Origin of the sequence: Hymenobacter metallilatus, from assembly GCF_003944705.1 — a bacterium.
In the GTDB taxonomy this organism is placed as follows: domain Bacteria; phylum Bacteroidota; class Bacteroidia; order Cytophagales; family Hymenobacteraceae; genus Hymenobacter; species Hymenobacter metallilatus.
The window spans coordinates 16,641-38,754 of sequence record NZ_RWIS01000023.1 but is presented as its reverse complement, the minus strand read 5'-3'; the positions used below and the strand labels follow the sequence as shown (position 1 = coordinate 38,754).

At 56.7% G+C, this 22,114-nt stretch carries 17 protein-coding genes; 13 read left to right on the top strand and 4 right to left on the bottom strand.

Annotation, left to right across the window (positions count from 1 at the left end; translation table 11 throughout):
- Window positions 1-187: 187 nt before the first annotated feature.
- Window positions 188-946: a hypothetical protein gene (locus tag EI290_RS21925; protein ID WP_125433785.1), complete on the bottom strand. Its 759-nt coding sequence runs from the start codon at window positions 944-946 to the stop codon at window positions 188-190.
- A 208-nt stretch (window positions 947-1,154) separates the two neighbouring features.
- Here EI290_RS21925 and uvrA point away from each other — a divergent pair, with 208 nt between their 5' ends.
- The 11 genes from uvrA to EI290_RS21865 all read left to right on the top strand — a co-directional run bounded on the left by uvrA (window position 1,155) and on the right by EI290_RS21865 (window position 17,005).
- Window positions 1,155-4,037, top strand: coding sequence for an excinuclease ABC subunit UvrA (uvrA, locus tag EI290_RS21920; RefSeq protein ID WP_125433784.1), 2,883 nt, complete (start codon window positions 1,155-1,157; stop codon window positions 4,035-4,037).
- Window positions 4,038-4,143: 106 nt separating this feature from the next.
- Window positions 4,144-4,950 carry a tryptophan-rich sensory protein gene (locus EI290_RS21915; protein ID WP_125433783.1) on the top strand — a complete coding sequence of 269 codons (807 nt, stop codon included), beginning with the start codon at window positions 4,144-4,146 and terminating at the stop codon, window positions 4,948-4,950.
- 121 nt (window positions 4,951-5,071) lie between these two features.
- Window positions 5,072-5,836: a triose-phosphate isomerase gene (tpiA, locus tag EI290_RS21910; protein ID WP_125433782.1), complete on the top strand. Its 765-nt coding sequence runs from the start codon at window positions 5,072-5,074 to the stop codon at window positions 5,834-5,836.
- Between the two features lie 157 nt (window positions 5,837-5,993).
- Entirely contained in the window at window positions 5,994-6,374 is a 381-nt protein-coding gene (locus EI290_RS21905; protein WP_246009028.1) for a DUF6150 family protein, read from the top strand.
- Between the two features lie 90 nt (window positions 6,375-6,464).
- Window positions 6,465-7,301 (top strand): 50S ribosomal protein L11 methyltransferase, encoded by an 837-nt coding sequence (gene prmA / locus EI290_RS21900; protein WP_125433781.1) that lies wholly within the window; start codon window positions 6,465-6,467, stop codon window positions 7,299-7,301.
- A gap of 341 nt (window positions 7,302-7,642) precedes the next feature.
- On the top strand, window positions 7,643-12,814 hold the full coding sequence (locus EI290_RS21895) for a hypothetical protein (protein ID WP_125433780.1): 5,172 nt from the start codon (window positions 7,643-7,645) through the stop codon (window positions 12,812-12,814).
- 307 nt (window positions 12,815-13,121) lie between these two features.
- On the top strand, window positions 13,122-13,763 hold the full coding sequence (gene plsY, locus EI290_RS21890; RefSeq protein WP_125433779.1) for a glycerol-3-phosphate 1-O-acyltransferase PlsY: 642 nt from the start codon (window positions 13,122-13,124) through the stop codon (window positions 13,761-13,763).
- Window positions 13,763-14,062 carry a hypothetical protein gene (locus EI290_RS21885; protein WP_148103659.1) on the top strand — a complete coding sequence of 100 codons (300 nt, stop codon included), beginning with the start codon at window positions 13,763-13,765 and terminating at the stop codon, window positions 14,060-14,062. The genes plsY and EI290_RS21885 overlap by 1 nt, the downstream gene beginning before the upstream one ends.
- Window positions 14,063-14,325: 263 nt before the next feature.
- Entirely contained in the window at window positions 14,326-14,856 is a 531-nt protein-coding gene (locus tag EI290_RS21875; protein ID WP_125433777.1) for a hypothetical protein, read from the top strand.
- A 157-nt stretch (window positions 14,857-15,013) separates the two neighbouring features.
- Window positions 15,014-15,535 (top strand): hypothetical protein, encoded by a 522-nt coding sequence (locus EI290_RS21870; protein WP_148103658.1) that lies wholly within the window; start codon window positions 15,014-15,016, stop codon window positions 15,533-15,535.
- Between the two features lie 105 nt (window positions 15,536-15,640).
- The gene (locus EI290_RS21865) at window positions 15,641-17,005 is read left to right on the top strand and encodes a dipeptidase (protein WP_125433775.1); all 1,365 of its coding nucleotides are present in this window, start codon (window positions 15,641-15,643) and stop codon (window positions 17,003-17,005) included.
- A 79-nt stretch (window positions 17,006-17,084) separates the two neighbouring features.
- On the opposite strand, the gene EI290_RS21860 is transcribed toward EI290_RS21865, so the two are convergent.
- Together EI290_RS21860 and EI290_RS21855 are read right to left on the bottom strand one after the other, a co-directional pair.
- Window positions 17,085-17,744: a porin family protein gene (locus EI290_RS21860; RefSeq protein ID WP_125433774.1), complete on the bottom strand. Its 660-nt coding sequence runs from the start codon at window positions 17,742-17,744 to the stop codon at window positions 17,085-17,087.
- A 170-nt stretch (window positions 17,745-17,914) separates the two neighbouring features.
- Entirely contained in the window at window positions 17,915-18,658 is a 744-nt protein-coding gene (locus tag EI290_RS21855; protein ID WP_125433773.1) for a porin family protein, read from the bottom strand.
- A gap of 275 nt (window positions 18,659-18,933) precedes the next feature.
- Between EI290_RS21855 and EI290_RS21850 the strand changes: the two genes are divergently transcribed.
- Entirely contained in the window at window positions 18,934-20,037 is a 1,104-nt protein-coding gene (locus tag EI290_RS21850; RefSeq protein WP_125433772.1) for an acyloxyacyl hydrolase, read from the top strand.
- A 175-nt stretch (window positions 20,038-20,212) separates the two neighbouring features.
- Window positions 20,213-20,869 (top strand): DUF2306 domain-containing protein, encoded by a 657-nt coding sequence (locus tag EI290_RS21845; RefSeq protein ID WP_125433771.1) that lies wholly within the window; start codon window positions 20,213-20,215, stop codon window positions 20,867-20,869.
- A 143-nt stretch (window positions 20,870-21,012) separates the two neighbouring features.
- Here EI290_RS21845 and EI290_RS21840 read toward each other — a convergent pair whose 3' ends face one another.
- Window positions 21,013-22,047 (bottom strand): quinone-dependent dihydroorotate dehydrogenase, encoded by a 1,035-nt coding sequence (locus EI290_RS21840; RefSeq protein ID WP_125433786.1) that lies wholly within the window; start codon window positions 22,045-22,047, stop codon window positions 21,013-21,015.
- Window positions 22,048-22,114 lie beyond the last annotated feature (67 nt).

The window sequence follows — 22,114 nt, the reverse complement described above, 5'->3', positions numbered from 1 at the left end:
CACTGCGAGTCAGTAAGGGGTTGGTAGCCATCAACCATAATGCCCGTGGAAGCCTAGGAACTCCCCGCGCAACTTACTGACTCGTTTCTTTTTAGCCCCTACCTAATTCCCAAACACGCTCTTAATATGCGCCAGCGGCGTGGGATGATTTGGGGTTCATTCGGCACAGCCAAGTTAATTGCGTGATTTACTTTGATTCTATCTCAGGTTCGAATTTATCAATAAGACTAAAGCCTATTCCGAATCCAATATAGGGGTTTAATTTATTGGTTGCTTTTTTAAAACCGTTTTCCGCTCCATAAGCAAGTACTAGATTTAGTTTGTTCAACGAATACACGGCATTAATACCAGCATTTAAAGCAAATTCTGACTTCTTATTCTCAGGATTTTCTATTTTGTTCAATCCTAGATATGGTCCGAACGCAATTGATCTGTTTCTTGGTTTAACAAATCTGCTTTGAAATATTTTTGTGGTTCCAAAAACTCTAAGATATGTTATATTAAAGCTTAGAAATTCACTTTCTAATGAATTATCACCTCTAAATTTGACTCTGAATGGAATATTAGTTGCGGTTAATTCCCATTGTCTAAAGGGTATTTTGACCTTATTAAATTTTGTGTTCTCTGGATTCCAATTCTTAATTACAATTATGTAATCTTTTTCATGTTCCTTTCCGTTTTTGTCTATTTCTAATCTATTTCCTTCTATTTTTAGGGATGGCCAGAAATTAAGGCTAATTGTATCTTTGTTTCTGTCTCCAAGTTCGCCTCTTAATATTTCCCTGAAATATCTTCGTTCGTAATTTTTGCCATTTTTTACATAAAGTTCTATGTTATTATTGTCAAAAATTTCTGAATGAAATTGATATTGAAACCTATATACTTGTTGTGCGCTAGTTTCTAGGCTGTGCAATATATAAATTAAAATTATTAGTACCTTTTTCATGATTTCTATTTTAATATGTGATTTTTATGCTCATTTTGAAAATAAAACAGCAAAACAGCAGACCCCCTGCTGCGTTACAAGTCTACCTTAATCTTCTGCGTCCTACATCAGTGCCAGCACTGAATCTAGCGTCCCCCCGCCGTACCTTCGCCTTACCTAAACCGCCCCGGGGAAACCAAACCCTGGGCCCCGGCTGTTTACCCGTTCTATGGCTGACAACTCCGCTCTGCAAGTAGCCGCCCCCGCGGCCGACCCCATTGACCAGCTCGACCCGCGCGAGTTCATCCTCATCAAAAACGCCCGCGTCCACAACCTCAAGAACCTGAGTGTGGCCCTACCGCGCAACAAGTTCATTGTGGTGACGGGGCTGTCGGGCTCGGGTAAGTCGAGCCTGGCGTTTGACACCCTGTACGCCGAGGGCCAGCGCATGTACGTGGAGAGCCTCAGCAGCTACGCCCGGCAGTTCCTGGGCCGCATGGATAAGCCCGACGTGGACTACATCCGGGGCATTTCGCCGGCCATTGCCATCGAGCAGAAGGTCAGCATCAAGAACAACCGCTCCACCGTGGGCACCAGCACCGAAATCTACGACTACCTCAAGCTGCTGTTTGCGCGGGTGGGCCGCACTTATTCGCCCATTAGTGGGGAACAGGTAAAGAAAGACAACGTGGCCGACGTGGTGGATTACCTCATGCACCTGCCCGCCGATACCCGCGTGATGCTGCTGGCCCCGCTGCTGCCCACTGAAGCCGGTCGCCCCATGAGCAAGGAGTTGGATCTGCTGCTCCAGAAAGGCTACAGCCGGGTGGTGGTGAATGGCGAAACCGCCTTCATTGAGGAGCTGATTGCCGAGGGCCAGCCCGAAGTGCAGGGGGAAGTCTTCATCATGATTGACCGCGCCGTCATCATCCCCGGCGACGAAGATCTGACCTTCCGCCTCGCCGACTCCGTGCAAACCGCCTTCTTCGAGGGCCACGGGTCGTTAATTGTCAGTTATCAGTTATCAGTTGTCAGTAACCAGAACGAACCAACAACTGACAACCAGCAACTGACAACTAAACAATTCTCCGACCGGTTTGAACTGGATGGGCTGGTGTTTGAGGAGCCGAGCGTCAACTTCTTCTCCTTCAACAACCCCTACGGGGCTTGCCAGACCTGCGAGGGGTTTGGATCGGTGCTGGGCATTGACGAGGATTTGGTGATACCCGATAAGAGCATGACGGTGTACGAGGGGGCCATTGCGCCCTGGCGCACCGACAAGCAGAGCGAGTGGCTGAAGCCCCTGCTGAAAAACGGCATCCGCTTTGATTTTCCCATCCACCGGCCCTACAATGAGTTGAGCGAGGCCGAGCGCACGTTGTTGTGGAAGGGCAACAAGTATTTCGACGGGCTGGATGCCTACTTTAAGTGGGTAAGCGAGCAGACCCATAAAATTCAGTACCGGGTGCTGCAAAGCCGCTACCGGGGCCGCACCACCTGCCCCGACTGCCGGGGCACCCGCCTGCGCAAAGATGCCCAGTACGTGAAAATCAGCGGCCAGAGCATTACCGACCTGGTGCTGCTGCCGGTGAGCCGGGCGCTGGAGTTTTTCCAGACCCTCGACCTGCCCGAGCACGAAGCCAAAGTAGCCGAGCGCCTGGTAACGGAGGTAACCAACCGGCTGGAGTACCTGAACCGGGTAGGCCTGGGCTACCTCACCCTTAACCGCCTCAGCAGCACCCTAAGCGGCGGGGAAAGCCAGCGGATTTCGTTGGCTACCTCCCTGGGCTCGGCACTAGTGGGCTCCATGTACATCTTGGATGAGCCCTCGATTGGCCTGCACCCCAAGGACGCTGAGCAGCTGATTGGGGTGCTGCGCTCCTTGCAGCAACTCGGCAACACCGTAATAGTGGTGGAGCACGAGGATAAGATGATGGAGCAGGCCGACCAGATTATTGACATTGGCCCGGAGGCCGGCAGCGGCGGCGGCACCTTGCAGTTTCAGGGTAGCTACGCCGAAGTTTTGGCATCCGACACCTACACCGGCCAGTACCTGAGCGGGCGCATGGCCGTGCAGGTGCCCAAAACCCGCCGCCCCTGGCGCAACGCCCTGGAGCTGACCGGAGCCCGCGAAAACAACCTCAAAAACGTGAGCGTGAAGTTTCCGCTGAACGTAATGACGGTGGTAACGGGCGTATCCGGCTCCGGCAAGTCTACGCTGATCCGGCGGATTCTGGCCCCGGCCCTGCTCAAGCAGCTGGGCGGCGGCGCGGGCGAGGCCACCGGCAAGTTCGACCGTCTCACCGGCGTAAACGGGCAGGTAACGCACGTGGAGTTCGTGGACCAGAACCCTATCGGCAAGAGCAGCCGCTCCAATCCGGTTACTTATGTAAAGGCCTACGACGCCATCCGTACGCTGTTCTCGGACCAGCCGCTGGCCAAGGCCCGGGGCTTCAAACCCTCGCACTTCTCCTTCAATATTGACGGGGGCCGCTGTGAGGTGTGCCAGGGCGAGGGCCAGGTAAAGATTGAAATGCAGTTTATGGCCGACATCTACCTGACCTGCGAGGCTTGCGAGGGCCGCAAGTTCAAGCAGGACGTGCTGGATGTGCTTTACAAGGACAAAAGCATTAACGACGTGCTGGAGCTGACCATTGAGGACAGCATCGAGTTCTTCCGCGACCAGCCCAAAATCGTGGAGCGCCTCAAGCCGCTCGATGATGTGGGGCTGGGCTATATCCGCTTGGGGCAGTCGGCCAACACCTTGTCCGGAGGTGAGGCCCAGCGCGTGAAGCTGGCCTCCTTCCTCACCAAAGGCAATACTCTCCAGAACGATAAAATCCTGTTCATCTTCGATGAGCCCAGCACCGGCCTGCACTTCCACGACATCAATAAGCTGATGACGGCCCTGAACGCGCTGGTGGAGCAGGGCAACTCCGTGCTCATCATTGAGCACAACATGGACATAATTAAGTGCGCCGACTGGCTGATTGACCTCGGCCCCGAGGGCGGCCTCAACGGCGGCCACCTGCTCTTCGAGGGCACCCCCGAGGATATGGTCAAGCTCAAGGACACCAACCATACCGCCCGCTTCCTGGCCGAAAAGCTCTGACTGTCATTCCGACAACGGGCGGAATCTGGATGAATCGTTGGATGAAACGGATAACCCAGATTCCGCCCGTTGGTCGGAATGACAGTTTTAGGAGCATATTCGCCCTATGAACTCTACTTCTACATCTGCTGCCTTTGATACCCTCACGGCCCCCACCGAAAGCCGCCCCTGGCGCTGGGCGGCAGCGGCGGCCATTGTGGGCAACATTGCCCTGAACTACGTGTCACAACGGTTTCCCTTCAATGGGCAAACCAACGCGCAGGTGTCGTACAAATACCCCACGCCGCTCACGCCGGCGGGCTACGCCTTTAGCATCTGGGGCGTTATCTTCCTGAGTCTGCTGGTGTATGCGGTATGGCAGCTGCTACCAGCCCAGCGCCGCCACCCGCTCCCCGACGCCGTGGCCCGGCCCTTGGTGCTGGTGAACCTGCTGACGGGCCTGTGGCTGGTAGTATTCGCCTACGAGCTGCTGCCGCTGAGTGTGGCCGTAATGTTGGGTATTTTGGCCGGGCTGGCGGTGGTGTACGGGCGCGTACGGCACTTCGCCCGCCGTGGCGAAGCCCCGGCCTGGGTAAATATTCCGTTTGGCCTGTACCTGGGCTGGATTTCGGTGGCGCTGGTGGTGAATGCCACGGTGGCGCTGGGCACGCGCTGGCAGGTAAGTGAGGCTAGAAGTATCGAAATTGCCATTGTAATGGTAGGCATTGTGGCTGGGCTGGCGCTGAACGTAACCAAGCAGTTTCGGGAGCTGGCCTACCCGGCCGCTGTGGCTTGGGGGCTGGTGGGTATCTGGGCTGCCCGGCGCGGGGATGCTAATACGCTGGTACTGGCCTGGATGGCCCTGGCAGCGGCCGGGCTGGTGGCCATAGGGGCGCTGGGGCTGGTGTGGTGGAGGAGGAGGGAGAGAGGATAAAAGATAACGGGATTAAGAATAAAGGACGTCATTCCGACGACAGGAGGAATCTCGCGTGCTGACGTGTGACCCCACATTCCCCTAACTTGCAGGCCAACTCCCAACCTCAATCCTTTCCGCAATGCGTAAGAATATTGTCGCCGGCAACTGGAAGATGAATACCACGCTCCAGGATGCCCAGGCCCTGATTTCCGAAATCGTGCACATGGTGCAGGACGAAGTAACCGGCTCCGCAGTGGAGGTGGTAGTATGCCCGCCCTTTCCGTTCCTGACGGCTGTGGGCAAGCAGCTGCCCGAGGGCAGCCGGTTCCATTTGGGCGCGCAGAACTGCCACCAGAAGGAAAGCGGCGCGTTTACCGGCGAGGTATCGGCCCGCATGTTGCAGTCGATGGGAGCGGAGTACGTGATTCTGGGTCACTCGGAGCGCCGCCAGTATTTCCAGGAGGACGATGAGCTGCTGAGCCAGAAGCTGAAAGCCGCCCTGGCCGCCGGCCTCCGGCCCATTTTCTGCGTGGGTGAAAGCCTGGAGACCCGCGAAGCCGACGAAACTTTCTCCTTCATCGAAAAGCAGCTGAAAGACGGCCTGTTCCACCTCTCCAATGAGGAGTTCGACCAGGTAGTTATTGCCTATGAGCCCATCTGGGCCATCGGGACCGGCAAAACGGCCACCAGCGCCCAGGCCCAGGAGGTGCACGCTTTTATCCGGGAGCAGATTGCCCGGGCCTACGACGCCGAGGCGGCTCTGAATACCAGCATCCTCTACGGCGGCTCGGCCAACGCTCAGAACGCCCGCGAGCTGTTCAGCCAACCCGACGTGGATGGGGGCCTTATCGGTGGTGCTTCGCTTAAGTCGCGCGACTTCACGGAAATTATCAAGTCGTTTTAGGTGTAGAAGCCAACTGTCATCCTGAGCATTGCGCGTATCAGGCGGCGGCGAAGGACCTTACTACCCTGGAACGAAAATTGCCGTTCTCACGTCACAAGGTCCTTCGCCGCCGCCTGATACGCGCAATACTCAGGACGACAGGTTTTAGTCTCAATTCATGCTTCCAACCCTGCTGCTCTCCGGCCTGCTGGCCCTTAACCCCTTCGCTGCCCCTCAGCCGCGGGTGCCGCTGGCTGCCGGAGCCGTGAGTTCCGTGGACCCCTGCCGCCTCTACGGTACGGTATATCTGGAAACGGACCCGCGCCGTAAAGGGCAGTGTTTTGGGGTGGTGTACCTTGAGCCGGAGGATGCTTTTGCCGATCTGCTGGTGTACCGGGAAACCAACAAGCTGTTTGCCGATAAAGCTGGCCTCTGGTACCTGGCTGATTCGCCGAATTTTGCTGATTATGCGCTATTCGTGACGGATAACCGCAACCTGGCCGACTTCAGCTTCCAGTACACCAAGGTGCGCAACTACGCCGGCTGCCGGAAGCAGTAGCCGGAGACGTTTTTTCCTCCGACCTTTGCCGTCCCGTGCCGCCTGGCGCGGGACGATTTTGTTTCCTGGGTTTTTAGCTGAGTTGCTGTAATGGATTACGTTGAACTGCGTGTGCAGGCTCCCCGCGAGTTGTCGGATATATTGGTGGCCGAGCTGGCTGAACTGGGCTACAATACCTTCGAGGACAACGACGAAGGGTTCTGCGCCTATATCGATGAAGACCAATTCGACCAGGACGCCGTAGCTGAAGTAATGAGCCGCTACGAAGGCCTGGGCGAACTGGAGTTCTCACACTGCGTGATTACCCGCCAAAACTGGAACGCCGAGTGGGAAAAGAACTTCCAGCCCCTGGTTATTGCCGACCAGGTATCGGTGCGGGCACCTTTCCACGAGGCCCGGCCCGACCTGCGCCACGAAATTGTGATTATGCCCCGCATGTCCTTCGGCACCGGCCACCACGACACTACGGCCCTGATGATTACCAACCAGCTCGGCATCGACCACCAGGGCAAGCGGGTGCTGGACATGGGCTGCGGCACCGGCATTCTGGCCGTTATGGCTGTGCAGTTGGGTGCCAGCTACGTGCTGGCCGTAGACGTAGAGCCCTGGACTGCCGAAAATGCGGCCGATAATGCCCTCGAGAACAACGTACAGGATAAAGTGGAAGCCCGCCTCGGCGACGTAACCGCCCTGGAAGGGGAGGAGCCCTTCGACATCATTCTGGCCAACATCAACCGCAACGTGCTGCTGGAGGATATGGGCGCGTATGCCCAGTACCTCCGGCCCGGCGGCCCTATCCTGTTCAGCGGGTTTTACGAAGACGACCTGCCGCTGATACGGGAGGCTGCCGAGAAGGCCGGTTTTCAGTATGAAAGCCACCGCACCCAGAACCATTGGGTATCGGCTGTGTTCCGGCAGCCCGCCTAATCCACCTTTCTGGCTTTTATGATAAAACCGTCCCGCCCGAGCCCCCTGGTTCGGGCGGGACGGTTTTTAGCAGGAATCCGCTGTTATTCAGAATTGAACGAAAAACGGGCAGAGTATGATTGTGGTGAGGCTACCTGCCGAAGACACCGGAAAGTGCTGTCTTTTGCTGAAATTGTAGGCGAGTAATCAGGTTTCTGCGGAATAGGTATAGGTATATGAAGCACTTCGCTTTTAGATGGGTTTGCGCCCTGATGTTGGGACTGGGAGTTGGCACTCCGGCCTGGGCGCAGCAAAAGCCCCAGCCAGGCAAGAAGGGGGAGCCCGTTCCGGCAGCCCCGGTTTTGCCCAAATTCACGGGCAAGCTCAGCTCCGAGCCCGGGCAGTTTATGGTGGATGTGCAGTCGATGATGGCCACCACCAATAATGCGGCGGCTAAGCAGGCGGGCACCCGCCTGCAGCAGGTATGGGCCAGCAACCGCCTTACGGCCACGCAGCAGCGCTACATTGTGGCCCTGAGCCAGTACATGCTGGGCCGTAAGTTTCGGCCCAAGCCTCATTTTGAGCAGTTTTATACGGCCATTGCCGCCGGTGTGCTGGTCCAGAATTTCTCTGATCAGCAGATGACAGAGTTCCTGGACGTGGCCGGCAAAACCCTGGAAAAGGAGCCGCCCACTGATGCCGAGAAATTCCTGGCCAGTGCAGCTACGTTTCTGGATACCAAGTTTCTGCACCGCTCCCGCTACAGCTCCCTGCAGGTAGTAGGCGGCACGTTCAGCTTTGCCTACAACGTGCAGGACATGCCCTCCATGGCGCCGCCGGCCGCACCGGTGCCAGCAGCACCGGTTACGCCTACCGTTACCACCAAGCCCCTGAACACCAAAGGTGCCAAGCCCGCCAAGAAAAGCAGCGGCTGGGGCGACGACGACCCGTGGAACAATACCGACGACGGCTGGAGTACGCCCGGCAAAAAAGCATCGGGTACGGCCGCTAGCAAACCCGCCGACTCGGGCTGGGATGCGGCGGCCACGCCTTCTTACGCTTCCTATATGGCGCCGCCCACCCGTGGGCCGGTTATTCTGCTCAAGGATGCCGACCTGTTCCTGGTGTCGCCTTCCGATTCGGTGTACATCCGCAAAACCAGCGGAGCCGTGGTGGGCAGTAGCAACCGGTTTGTGGGCTATGGCGGCGAGTTTGCCTGGCAGGTGAACGGTAACCCCGCTTCGGTGGCCCTGGCCAGCTACGATTTCGACATTATGAAAGCGGAGTTCGTGGCCAACCCGGTTACGCTTACCTACCCGGCCGTGCTGGAAGCTCCCATTAAAGGGTGGTTTGCTTATAAAAGCGTGCAGCGCAAGGCTGGGGTGAAAGAATCGGGCTACCCCCGCTTCATTTCCAACACCAACGACGCCCGGGTAAAAAACATCGGCGAGAACATCCGCTACTTCGGGGGGTTCTCGCTCACGGGTAATCGGGCCCTGTCGGCTTCCCTGGACGGGGCCATGTCGCGCATTATTGTGGATGTGGATGGTAAGCCGAAGTTCAAAGCCTCCTCCCGGGCCTACGTGCTCGGCGACTCCCTCATCACGGCTCAGCACGCGCAGGTGTCCATCTTCCAGGACAAGCAGGACTCGCTCACGCACCCCGGCGTGCGGCTGAAATACAACAAAGGCAAGCAGATTCTGCAGTTGGCCCGCGAGGATGGCCTCTACAAATCCACGCCCTACTATGACTCCTACCACCAGATGGAGGTAACAGCCGAGCTGCTGACCTGGCCCGTGCGCACGCCCTACATCGACTTCAGCATCCTGACGGCAAAAAACCAGGTAACGGCCAACTTTGAGAGCAAGGAATTCTACACCAACACCCGCTACCAGCAGATCAAGGCTATCAATAAGCTGCATCCCCTACAAATGGTAGTGGGCTACAGCATGGAAAACGGGAATAAGCGCCTGTTCACGGTGCAGGATATTGCCACTTTCCGCAAGCTCAAGCCCGATAACGTCCGTTCGGCGGTGGCTGGGCTGGCCCGCGACGGGTACGTGGCCTGGTACCCCGCCACCGACCAGATTGTGCTCCTGCCCAAAGCCCTGCACTACGTGAACTCCTCACGCGGCAAGAAGGACTACGACCACATTGCCATCAAGAGCCTGGCCCCCAACGGCAAGAATGCCACCCTTGACCTCAACAGCAACGACCTGATTGTGCGGGGCGTGGACCGCTTCAACTTCTCCGATGACTCCGTGACGGTGTTCGTAAAGCCCGATTCGTCGGTGATTCGGATTCAGAAGAACCGCGGGGTGCTGTTCAACGGCACGGTGGTAGCTTCGGCCTTCGTGTTCAAGGGCAAGGAGTTCAAGTTTGATTACGATGGGTTTTTCATCGACCTGGTGAAGATTGACTCCATTATTGTGAAGGGTAAGGGCTCGAAGGGCTCGGTGATGAAAGCCCGCAAGGACCTGGACTGGACCCTGACCAACAAAAAGAAAAACTCGGCCGGTAAGCTCTACATCAACCACCCCAACAATAAATCGGGCCGCAAGAAGCTGGGCGCGTACCCATCATTTGATGCCAGCACCGGGGCCTACGTGTACTTTGATAAGCCCGAGGTGCTGGGCGGGGCCTACGATACCACCATGTACTTCGATATTCCGCCCTTCAAGCTGGATTCGCTGAACAACAAGAACCGGGCGGCCGTGGGCTTCAAAGGTACCTTCGTGAGCGGGGGCATTGTGCCCAACTTCGATACCAAGCTGAGTATGCAGGACGACGGCTCCCTGGGCTTCGTGTACGATGTGCCCAAGGCTGGTTTCCCGCTGTACGGAGGCAAGGGACGCCTGTTCAATAAGGTGGCCATGAACAACCACGGCTTCCAGGGCATCGGCAACATCAAGTATCTCACCGGCGACTTCCAGAGCGACCAGTTTGTGTTCTATAAGGACTCGGTGGTAACGGTGGGCAAAACAGCCACCATTCTGCCGGGGCCGCTGAACGGGACGGAGTTTGCCAAGGTGACCTTCCTGCCCGGCTACCAGATGAAGTGGGCCGTGAAGCAGGACTCCATGTACCTGACCACGCAGGATAAGGGCGAAGCCTTTAAAGTATACGATGCCACGTACGGCTTCAAAGGCACCCTTACGTACACGCCCAGCGGCCTGTTCGGAGATGGGCGCATGGATGGTCCTCAGTCATTCATTCGCTCGGCTACATTTGCTTTCAAGCCCACGCGCTACACCGGTACCAAGTCTACGCTGAATATTAAGTCGGCGGAGGTGAATAAGCCGGCCCTCACGGCCAACAACGTGAGCTTCACCTACGACCTGAAAAACGGCAATACGGAGTTTGCCCGGGAGTCCGATGATACCAAGTCCAGCATTGAGCTGCCGTACTCCCAGTACCGCACCACGCTGTCGGGGGGTAAGTGGGACTTCAAGAAGAAGCTGGTGCAGCTGCGCGTAGCGGCCGGCGCCGACTCGTCCCGCTCGTTCTTCTACAGCACCAAGCCCGAGCAGCGGGGCCTCAAGTTTCAGGCGGCTACCGGTCAGTACGACCTGAGCCGCTACCGGCTGGTGGCTGGCGGCGTACCCCGTATTTCCTCGGCCGATGCCTGGATTCTGCCTGACTCCAGCAAGGTGTACATTTTGCCCAACGCCGAGATGCGCGCTTTCCAGCAAGCCGGCATCGTGATGGACACCCTGCGCAAATACCATAAGCTGTACCAGGGCGAAATCCGAGTATTGTCGCGCACAGCCTTTAGCGGCAACGCCCTGTACAGCTACAAAACCTCCGCCGATTCCTTCGCCATTAAGTTTGCCAACTTCCACGTCGATTCGGCGGCTACGGCCATGGCCTCAGCTGGCCGGAAGGGCGGGACGCTGGGGAAAGGGTTGCTGAAGCGTGGTCCGGCCGGCGACGGGGATGATTTTCCGCCTTCCCCGCCCACCATGGCCGTGGCCAACCTGGCCGCCACCGATAAATTTCACCTGGCCCCGCGCATTGCCTACCGGGGCGGCATTACCATGAACTCCCAGAAGAAGGGCTTTACCTTCGATGGGCAGGCCAAGCTGAACTTCGTAAAGTCGGCCACCGCTTCGGAGTGGTTTGCGGTGCAGGATACCATTGACCCCAAAGCCATCCGCATCAAGCTCAATAGCCCTAAAACCGAAGACGGCACCCCCATGATGACGGGCCTGTTCATGGCTGACGGTACCAGCAAAGTGTATCCGCTGTTTGTGGCGCCCAAGCCCGGCGTAACGGACATGAACCTGTTCCAGGTAGATGGCAACCTGACCTATGACATCCGGAAAAAGACCTATGCCATCAGCCAGCACGACCCCAACGACCCCGACGTGTACGAGGGCTCGGTGATGACGCTGCAGGATTCCACGGGCCAGCTGAACTTCCGGGGCAAGCTCAACCTCATCAACTCCAACAAGGACTATACCCTCACGGCCGCCGGCCTGGGTACGGCCAAGCCCGACAGCAACCTCTACGACCTGGATACCTTCATGGCCTTCGATATTGTGCTGCCCGAAAAGGCGGTGGAAGCCATGGGTACGGATATGGCTACCAATGCCAAAGGCGCACCCGAGGCCCTGACCGGCTCCCCGGCCCAACTCTACAAGATGGGCGAGTTTGTGGGCAGCAAAGCCGTACAGGACTACAGTACCCGCAAGGGTGGCTACGTGCCCCTGCAAAAGGTGTCGGCTAAGTTCCTGCACACCATTGTGCTGAGCCAGGTGAACCTGCGCTGGAACGAGAAGCTGAAGGCCTGGTACTCGGTGGGCAAGATTGGCCTGGTGAGCGTGGGCAAGAAGGACATCAATGCCCTGATTGATGGCTACATCGAAATCAAGAAGGAAAGTACCGGCGACGCCGTGGAGCTGTACCTGGAGGCCGAACCCCAGACGTGGTACTACCTCAAGTACTCCAACAACGTGCTGCTGGCCAAAGCCCAGCACGGCTCCTTCGACGAAATCATCGGCCTGAAAGCCAAGGGCGACTACAACACGGCCACCCAGTACGGCTTCTACCTCGGCGACGACCAGGAGGTGCAGACTTTCCTCAACCACTTCCGCAAAGACTTCCTCAAGGAAACCGGCAAGCGGAAAGTTAACGTGACCCAGCCCCAGAGCACCGGCAACTTCGACTTCGACCAGGATGCCAACAAGAAGAAAAAGAAGAAGAAGGACCCGGTAGAGGAGGCCCTGGAGTCGGACCCCTCTGCTGAGCCGCCGGTAGAGGAAACCGGCAAGAAAAAGAAGAAAAAGGACGAAGCTGTGGAAGCCGCTCCTACTGATACGCCCACCGAGGATACCGGTAAAAAGAAGAAAAAAGACGCCGTAGAAACGGCTCCCACCGAAGCCCCGGCCGAGGATACCGGCAAGAAAAAGAAGAAGAAAGACGAGGCAGTAGATGCGGCAACACCCGCCGTCGACGCTCCTGCCGAAGACCCGAAAAAGGATACCAAGAAGAAAAAGAAGAAGGACCCCAACGACCCCTTCGGCGACGAATAGCCCCGAAAGCCCCGGCAGCCTCTGCCGGGGCTTTTTGTTATGCTGAACCGTTGAACGTCATGCTGAGCGGAGCCGAAGCATCTCGCGTGCTGACGTTGTCAAACCATCCGTCATTCCGAACGAAGCCGAGGAATCTCGCGTGCTGATGTGTGAATAGCATTGCACCGTCAGCACGCGAGATTCCTCGGCTTCGCTCGGAATGACGGTCTACTTAGCGTTGCGGTCTGGTACTCTATATTCCCTGCCAACGGCCGTGCCCCGGCTCCGTATCTTTACCCCATCGACTGAACCGCTACTCTCTCCACCCATGAATCTCCCCTTAGTGCTCGGCCTGCTGGTGGCCGCTTACCTCATTGGCTCCATTCCCACGGCGTTGTGGGTAGGGCGGGCGTTTTTCGGGCTGGATATCCGGGAGCATGGCTCGGGCAACTCCGGGGCTACCAACACCTTCCGGGTGCTGGGCAAGAAGCCCGGTTCCTTCGTAATGGCCGTAGATGTGCTGAAGGGCTGGGTGGCTACCTCGCTGGCTACCGTTATGCTGAACCAGGGCGCTATTCTGCCTTCCCAGCTGCTGTACTACCAGCTGGCCTGCGGGGTGCTGGCGGTGGTAGGGCACATCTACCCCATCTGGGCCGGGTTCCGGGGCGGTAAGGGCGTGGCTACCATTTTGGGCGTGATGCTGGCCATTGCCCCGGCTACCGTGGGCGTGTGCATTCTGGTGTTTATTGCGGTGCTGCTGGCCTCGCGCTACGTGTCGTTGAGCAGTATGTCGGCCGGGGTGGTATTTGCCCTGCTGCAGCTGCTGCCCCCGTTCCGCCCCGATAACCAGCTGCTGGTGTGGTTTGGCTTCGTGGTGGCCGGCCTGCTCATCTACACCCACCGCGCCAACATCCAGCGCCTGCGCGCCGGCACCGAAAGCCGCGTGCCCATGCCTTGGGATAAGAAGTAATGAACATGACTAGACCGGAGGTATCATATCGGATTCTGGAGGAGTGCCAGGTAGGCGAGCAACGCTTGGTTATTTACGACTACACAGCATTCCCACCCGATAAGCCTGCTCGTAATCTGTTTGCCTATGGACCTACCGGCGAAATGCTGTGGCGGGCCGAGAGTATTGACCGAGGTGCTACTGATGCTTATGGATCATTTTTTAGCACTACGCCTCTTAAAGTCTGGAATTTCTGCTGCTGTGTTTGCACCATTGACGTGAAAACCGGCCAGATTACACAGGTAGAAGAAAGTCGCTAAAAATCTTCATCAGCCTACTTTTTAACCTTGGTACGGGTTGTAATCCATATCACCCCGACGGTGCCAGGCCTCACCCTAGCTACCACGTATGGCATAATTGCCAGCTGCTGCTGTAGTTCGGCTTCGTGGTGGCCGGGCTGCTCATCTATACTCACCGCGCCAACATCCAGCGCCTGCGCACCGGCACCCAGAGCCGCGTGCCTATGCCCTGGGATAAGAAGTAGGAAGAATACAGGTTATTCTATGCGTTGCAAAATTGATATATGGCCATTAGCTTTTTCTTCATCTTTATTCTGGTTCCTGGAACGCTGCTTCTTTTTCTTCTGACCGCAGTTACCCAGAAGAAGATCTTTCTTAAAATTTTGGGCGGCGGTTGGGTGGTAGTAGCAACATTAGGAATTGTGCTTTTCGTAACTCGCCCGCTGTTCGAAACTATTAAGCTGAAAAAGGAAGATTTATACGGCTCATATATAATTGACCGTAGCAAATTTCCGGGGCGTCAGGCCGATTGGCAGTACAATACCTTTCGTTTCACCATCACGCCGGATGATAGAATTACCTTTTATGTAATCGATGGTAGTAGGATCGTGAAGCTCTACGTTGGCACGGTGTATACCGTAAAGCCGTACGAATCCTACCGGCTTGCGGTAAGTATGCAGCAGCCAACGCACCATATCATGTCGTCGAATCCAACTATTTATCGCCGAGGCCGACAGTTCTATCTGGTATTCAATTCACCTCTTTTCGGGAATGTGTTTTTCCGAAAAGGTGATTGGGAGCCGCTACATAATTGAGTACATCTACCGCTGCGCCTTTCCTTCCTTTACCCCCGCATTTCCAACCCCTAAATCACCCCGCATGGCTTCCTGCCTCGAGCAGAACCAGCAGCGTTTCCTCACTGAACTCATCGATAGGAAGAATATGAAATTACCCTTGTGTATACTTCTACTCATGCTCGTACTGCCTGTATGCACAATGGCACAAAAGCGAGTTGTGAAACTGAAAAGAGGTAATTCTCAACAGTCTGCGTTAGTGACTACTTTGCAACAACTGCATATGGCAGGCGTCGACAGTATTATGACGTTTATATACGATTATGATAATGGCGTTTCTGCAAACGCCATTTCTTATTTGGTATGGATGAAAAATGGTCAAGGGATAATCAAAGTTCTTAACAACAAAGAAACACTAACTACTTTTCAAACCAGTATTAGGGCGGATTCACTCTTTACATTCTATATACAGAATAAACTTGGGTCTTTGCCAGCACTAGAACCTTGTTATATCTCTCATGATATGGGATACGACGTTTCAGTGTATCTATTGGGAAAAACTGAACATTACAGAATAAGAAACTGTCAGCGTAATCAGATAAAGCAGGTCAATATTCCCTTGCCTGAAGAAGATATAATACAGCCGACGGTTGATCCTAGGAGTTTACTGGTAGATATGTTTGAGCGCATGCTTAAGTAATATAGTCTACCGTCTACGGATTGGGAGCCGCTACATAATTGAGTATATCTACCGCCGCGCCTTTCCTACCTTTACCCCCGCATTTCCAACCCTAAACCACCCCGCATGGCTTCCTACCTCGAGCAGAACCAGCAGCGTTTCCTGACTGAACTCATCGACTGGCTCCGTATTCCGTCGGTTTCCGCCGACCCCAAGTTTCACGGCGACGTGCTGCGGGCCGCCGAGTACCTGAAAGCCCGCTTCCTGGAAGTAGGCTTGGAAAACGTGGAGCTCTGCCCCACGGCCGGCAACCCCATCGTGTACGGCGAGAAAATCATCGACCCCGCGCTGCCCACGGTGCTGGTGTACGGCCACTACGACGTGCAGCCCGCCGACCCCTACGAGCTGTGGGATTCGCCCCCCTTCGAGCCGGTTATCAAAGACGAGAAGATTTACGCCCGCGGTGCCTGCGACGATAAAGGCCAGGTGTACATGCACGTAAAAGCCCTGGAGGTGATGAACCAGGACGGCGGCCTGCCCTGCAACATCAAGGTGATGATTGAGGGCGAGGAGGAAATCGGCTCCAACAACCTTGGCATCTTCGTGCGCGCTAACAAGGAGAAGCTGAAAGCCGACGTTATCCTGATTTCCGACACCGGTATGCTGGCCAACGACGAGCCTAGCATTGAGGTAGGTCTGCGCGGCCTGAGCTACCACGAGGTGGAAGTAACCGGCCCCAACCGGGACCTGCACTCCGGCCTCTACGGCGGCGCGGTGGCCAACCCCATCAACGTGCTCTGCAAGATGATTGCCAGCCTGCACGACGAGAACAACCACATCACCATCCCCGATTTCTACAACAACGTAGCCGTGCTGACGGATGAGGAACGCGCCGAGCTGAACCGCGTGCCGCACTCCGACGACGAGTTCAAAAAGAGCATCGGCCTGCCTGATACCTACGGTGAAAAGGGCTACACCACCGTGGAGCGCATCGGCATCCGGCCCACGTTGGACGTGAACGGCATCTGGGGCGGCTACACCGGCGAGGGCGCCAAAACGGTTATTGCCTCCAAGGCCTACGCTAAAATTTCGATGCGCCTGGTGCCCCACCAGACCTCCGATGAAATTACGGCCCTGTTCCAGAAGCACTTCGAAAGCATTGCCCCCAGCGGCGTAACGGTAGTGGTAAAGCCCCACCACGGCGGCGAGCCGGTAGTTACGCCCACTGATTCAGTGGCCTACAAAGCGGCGGCCGATGCCATGGAAACCACCTTCGGCAAGCGCCCCATTCCCACGCGCGGCGGTGGCTCTATTCCCATTGTGGCCATGTTCAAGAGCGAGCTAGGCCTGGATACCGTGCTGCTCGGCTTCGGCCTGGACAGTGACGCCATCCACTCTCCCAATGAGCACTACGGCGTGTTTAACTTCCTGAAAGGCATCGAAACCATCCCGCACTTCTACCGCAACTACGCGGCCGCCATGCAAGGGTAAGTATGACCTGTACAGCCTGCACAGAAAAGCCCGGCCAACCATCTGGTTAGCCGGGCTTTTCTGTGCAGGCTGGGTGAGCCTATTTACCGGGTAGTAGGAAGCCTACTGAGGCCTGGAATACCGAGTTACGGGCGTTGCGCACGTCGGCGTCGCCGGTGTAGCCGTCCTTGGCAAAATCGGTGAGGGAGCCATTGTAGCGCAAGCCAATCAGGAAGCCGGCATCCGACTGGAAGCCCAGCCCGGCGGCATATCCAATTTCGTTGCGGTTCACGTTACTCAGGTCGGTGGTGCCGGAGTAGGTATTGAACACAGTTCCGTTGATGCTACGCTTAGTTTCGTCCTTTACCTTCATGAGGTAGCTATACTGCGGGCCGGCTTCGAAGTAAAAGCCATCGGCATTTATTTTCAGCAGTACCGGCACATCAATGTAGTTGTAGGTACGGCTGCCACTGTATTGGTAAAGGCCAAATGCCTGGTTTTCGGCAAACTTGAAGCCTTTCTGCGAGAACAGAACTTCCGGCTGCACGGATAAAAAGCCGTCATCAAGCAAACCGATGTTAAGCATGGCGCCGCCGTGGAAACCCACTTTGTTTTCGTAACGGTCCTCGTCGGTCAGGTCGCCCGACAGATTTGACAGGTTACCTCCGCCTTTCAGGCCAAATCGGATGCTTTGGGCCTTGGTTTCGGTAACAGCAAGCGTGGCGAGTAGGGCCGCAGCGGCCAGCAATGGTTTTTTCATAAGTGCAACGAAGTTGGAGTGAGAAAAGGGAATTGCACACAGCCAGCCAAACGAAAAGTGTGCCAGCACGCTGCCTTTAACGAAGACAGCCGGAGAAAGGCATATAAATCAGCCGAAAAAATAAAATGGCTGCCCCGCAAGCGAAGCAGCCATTTTGACGGAAGGGGTAATTACTTGGTCGGAATCAGGTAGCCGAGCTGCAGGGTGAAGGCATTGTTGAAGGCCTTTGGCTCGTTGTCCTGGTCTTTGGAGTCGATGAGGGAGTTGAAGCCCCGGGCGTAGCGCAGCCCCAGGCTAATACCCCCATCCGTCATGTAGCCTACGCCAGCTACTCCACTGATGTCGAACTGTGCTAGGTCCGATTTGTAGGCCTCGTCGCGGCTTATGCCGGTATAGTCCCGAAAGCCGCTGTTGCTTTCCACCTTGTCTTTGGTGCCGTCGGTGTACTTCACGGTGGTCTGCTGCTTGTTTTTGGAGCCAAACAGGTAGCTCACCTGCGGACCCAGCTCAAAAAACAGCCCACCCGCGTTAATTTTTGCCAGCAGTGGCACGTCCAGGTAGTGCAGTACGCGCTGTTGCTCCAGCTCTACCGATTTTACGCCGGCTGCCAGGCCGCTGGTTTGCATTGACTTGATTTCGTAGCCCTTGCGGTTATACAGCAGCTCCGGCGCAAACGAGAGAAACCCATCGGACGACAACGGAATGCTGGTGCTGACGCCCACGTTGTAGCCCAGCTTGTAGTCGCCGAGGTCAGTGCTGTAGCCCGGGCCGGTTATCTGGCTGACGTTGTCGCCGGAAATATTGGAGTAGGTACCACCTACTTTTACGCCGAGGCGGAAGCCACCGGCATCCTGAGCGTGTACAGCAGAAACAGAAGCCACGCCCAGGGCGGCCAGTAAAGCAAGTTTTTTCATGTCAAAAAGGGGAGGTTAGGTGCACGGATTAACCGGCTCGGATACCAACTGCACAGCCACGTCTTTCGTGGTTTTCTGGGGCTCATAGCGTAAGTTGAGCCCGTAGGGTTGCAGGAAGAATTATATTTCCTTCAGAATTTACCATATCATAACATGCCAAGTGCTGGCTAACTGATACAGCAGCAAGAAATTACCATTGTGCCCGGCGCGTAAAGTTTCCGCTCCGCCAACACGTTGATTTTGCTACTTTTGGCCTTGGTGCTTGCTGCTTTTTTATGACAAGTTGGAACAGGTGGCTGCTGGCCGCACTGCTATTAGGAGGGAGTGCGCACTCGTTGTGTGCCCAGCGCCAGCCCCCCGCACCCCTGGTAGTGGGAGCATATGCGCAGGGCAGCTTTATTATTGGGCACACCCCCGCCGTAAAGCACCTGGCGGTTTCGCACCCAACCGGCATGGAGCTGAACGTGCAGCGCCAAACCAACGGCTCGGAGCCCTGGCATGCCTGGTACAACTACCCCAAAGTGGGGCTGGCCCTGGTGTACTACGACTACCACAACCCAGTGCTGGGCAAGTCGTACGCGGCCAGTGTGTACATCAGTAAGGCCTTCTGGCGCACCCGGCGGCAGGAGCTGAATTTTCGGATCGGGACGGGCGTGGGCTATTTTCCGGTGCGCTACAACCAGGAAACCAACCACAAGAATACCATTGTCAGCTCGGCTCTCAATGCTACCATCCAAACCCGGCTGGAGTACGATGTGGCCCTAACCGAGCACCTGGGGCTGTTGCTGGGCCTGGGCCTGAACCATTACTCCAATGGCGCCACTACCAAGCCCAACTTCGGCATCAACCTGCCTACGGTATTGCTGGGACTGAACTACCACCAGCAGCGCCCGTTCCGGCCGCTGGGTACCGCCCCCGAGCCGCAGCCGGTAGAGTTGGGGCGCAATTACCTGAACCTAAGCACTTCCGTGGGCTGGAAACAGCGCAATGCTACCGACCACCGCCGCTACCTGGTAAATTCCGTAACGCTGGCCCTGGGCCGCCGGGTAAACCGTAAAAGTGCCTTGGTGGCTGGTATAGAAGGATTTTACGACCGAAGCTTACTGGCCCAGCTCCAAGATACCAGTCGGGTGAGCGACCAACTGCCCGACGTAAAAAAAGCCGGGGTGTACCTGGGGCACGAGCTGCTGTTCGGGCGGCTGGCGTTTGTGTCGCACCTGGGGTTCTACCTGTACAATCCGTACAAGTCCAACAAGTTCTACTACGAGCGGCTAGGGTTGAAGTACCAGTTTACTGAGCGTGTTTTTGGCAACGTAGACCTGAAAGTGCACCGTGGCTCCGCCGATGTAATTGAGTGTAGACTGGGAGTAAAGCTATAAGCCGGGCCAGTGCAGCAGTGGTAGCGCGAGCTGCCAAGTCGCTACGGAAGCAGTTGAGAGTACGCATATGAGGGTTCAGTGGGCGAAAAGCACAGCTGAGTAAGCCCTGGTTGTGGGGTTGCCCATAAACGCCCACCTTTAGCGCACTGTTCGGCCCCGCTGTTGCTCTTTTCTCATGGAAACATTTCTGCTCCTGAACCGCTGGCTCCATATTGCCGCGGGCTTTACCGGTTTCTTTGTGGCCCCGGTGGCCTTGGTAGTCCGAAAGGGAGGGCCAGCCCATCGGCTGTGGGGGCGGGTGTTCTTCTGGGCTATGCTGGTGGCAGGCAGTACGGCCATTGTGTCGGCCAGCCTTAATGGGTTAACATTTCTGCTGCTTACGGGTATCTTCAGCCTGTACCTGGCGCAGTTTGGATACCGCTCCTTGCAGCATAAGCGTATGGGCCACGGGCAGGAGCCTGAATTTTACGATTGGGCCAGTACGCTGCTGGGGCTGGCTGTTTTTGCCGGCACACTGGGTTACGGGCTCTGGCACCGCCCTTTCAACCTGGCCATGGTGGTATTTGGGGCTATTGGCCTGATGACGACGCTCCGGCAGCTGCGTGGTTTCCGCCGCGCCGGACCCTGGCCCGCCGGGCAGTGGCTGCGCAATCATATTTCGGGCTTCGTGGGCTCTTACATTGCGGCCGTGTCAGCATTTTCGGCCACCAGCCTCAAGTTTATCCCATTTCCACTCAACTTCCTGTGGCCCACGCTGGTGTTGGTACCGCTGCTGATTTGGCTGCAGCGCCGTTACGTACCCAAACTGGCAGTGGAGAATGGAAAAGGTTGACGGGCAGTTATCCTGACTTGCCGGCCTCAGCATGTACCGGAGCCAACGGGTTTTCTCGCAGAGGTTCGCGGAGGAATGCGCAGAGGTTCACGGAGTTGTTCTGCTGTCATCAGTTCCTTTGCTGGGCTCAGGATGACGAAAACTCACCACTTCACCAGCTCACTGGTAATCCGCCGCACCAGAGCGGGGCCTTCATAGATGAAGCCAGTGTAAAGCTGTAGTAAGCTGGCACCGGCTTCCAGCTTCTCGCGCGCATCCTGGGCCGAGTGGATACCGCCCACCCCGATAATCGGGAGTTGGCCCCGGCTATGGCGGCTGAGGTAGCGGATTACCTCGGTAGCGCGCTGGCGCAGGGGCTTGCCGCTCAGGCCACCGGCGCCCAGGCTGGCTACTGTCGCCGCCGGCGTAGTCAGCCCGTCCCGGCTGATGGTGGTGTTGGTAGCTACCAGTCCGCTGAGGTTGGTTTCGCGGGCAATCAGCAGAATGTCGTCGAGCTGCGGGTCGGTGAGGTCAGGGGCAATTTTGAGCAGCAGCGGCCGGGGCACGGGCAGGGCCTGGTTGCGCTCCTGCACCTGCTGCAACAGCTGAATCAGGGGCTCCCGTTCCTGCAGTTGCCGCAGGCCCGGCGTATTCGGCGACGACACATTCACCACGAAATAGTCCACCACTTCGTGCAGAGCCTCCACGCAGGCCACGTAGTCCTGGGCGGCCTGCTCGTTGGGCGTGTCCTTGTTCTTGCCAATGTTACCCCCAATGATGAGGCCCCGGTCGTGGCGCTGGCGCAGGCGGGCGGCGGCGGCTTCGGCCCCGTGGTTGTTGAAGCCCATCCGGTTCACCAGGGCCGCATCCTGGGGCAGCCGGAACAGGCGCGGCGTAGGGTTTCCCGGCTGGGGCCGGGGCGTTACCGTCCCAATTTCCACGAACCCAAAACCCAGAGCGCCCAGCTCATCCGTCAGCTCGGCGTTTTTGTCGAAACCAGCGGCCAGCCCTAGGGGGTTGCGAAACCGCAACCCCAGCACCTCGCGCTCCAGGTTGGGGTGCCGGAAATCGTACAGGCCCCGCAAGGCCGCTGCCGCGCCCGGCAGCCGGTACGCCCGCTTCAGGTTGTTGAATACCAGATGGTGGGCCTTTTCCGCATCCAGGCGAAAAAGCAGGGGCTTAACCAGAGCGTCGTATATCACGCCGCAAAAGTAACGGAGTAGCGGAGTAACTGAGTAATTGTACTATTGAACCTGTTTAAGAAGT

Bases quoted from the DNA above. Each gene is read 5' to 3' on its own strand.
- EI290_RS21915 (WP_125433783.1), top strand. From the start codon at position 4,144: ATGAACTCTACTTCTACATCTGCTGCCTTTGATACCCTCACGGCCCCC.
- EI290_RS21870 (WP_148103658.1), top strand. From the start codon at position 15,014: ATGCTCGTACTGCCTGTATGCACAATGGCACAAAAGCGAGTTGTGAAA.
- prmA (WP_125433781.1), top strand. From the start codon at position 6,465: ATGGATTACGTTGAACTGCGTGTGCAGGCTCCCCGCGAGTTGTCGGAT.
- EI290_RS21865 (WP_125433775.1), top strand. From the start codon at position 15,641: ATGGCTTCCTACCTCGAGCAGAACCAGCAGCGTTTCCTGACTGAACTC.
- EI290_RS21925 (WP_125433785.1), bottom strand. From the start codon at position 946: ATGAAAAAGGTACTAATAATTTTAATTTATATATTGCACAGCCTAGAA.
- EI290_RS21850 (WP_125433772.1), top strand. From the start codon at position 18,934: ATGACAAGTTGGAACAGGTGGCTGCTGGCCGCACTGCTATTAGGAGGG.
- EI290_RS21845 (WP_125433771.1), top strand. From the start codon at position 20,213: ATGGAAACATTTCTGCTCCTGAACCGCTGGCTCCATATTGCCGCGGGC.
- uvrA (WP_125433784.1), top strand. From the start codon at position 1,155: ATGGCTGACAACTCCGCTCTGCAAGTAGCCGCCCCCGCGGCCGACCCC.
- EI290_RS21885 (WP_148103659.1), top strand. From the start codon at position 13,763: ATGAACATGACTAGACCGGAGGTATCATATCGGATTCTGGAGGAGTGC.
- EI290_RS21855 (WP_125433773.1), bottom strand. From the start codon at position 18,658: ATGAAAAAACTTGCTTTACTGGCCGCCCTGGGCGTGGCTTCTGTTTCT.
- plsY (WP_125433779.1), top strand. From the start codon at position 13,122: ATGAATCTCCCCTTAGTGCTCGGCCTGCTGGTGGCCGCTTACCTCATT.
- EI290_RS21905 (WP_246009028.1), top strand. From the start codon at position 5,994: ATGCTTCCAACCCTGCTGCTCTCCGGCCTGCTGGCCCTTAACCCCTTC.
- tpiA (WP_125433782.1), top strand. From the start codon at position 5,072: ATGCGTAAGAATATTGTCGCCGGCAACTGGAAGATGAATACCACGCTC.
- EI290_RS21875 (WP_125433777.1), top strand. From the start codon at position 14,326: ATGGCCATTAGCTTTTTCTTCATCTTTATTCTGGTTCCTGGAACGCTG.
- EI290_RS21860 (WP_125433774.1), bottom strand. From the start codon at position 17,744: ATGAAAAAACCATTGCTGGCCGCTGCGGCCCTACTCGCCACGCTTGCT.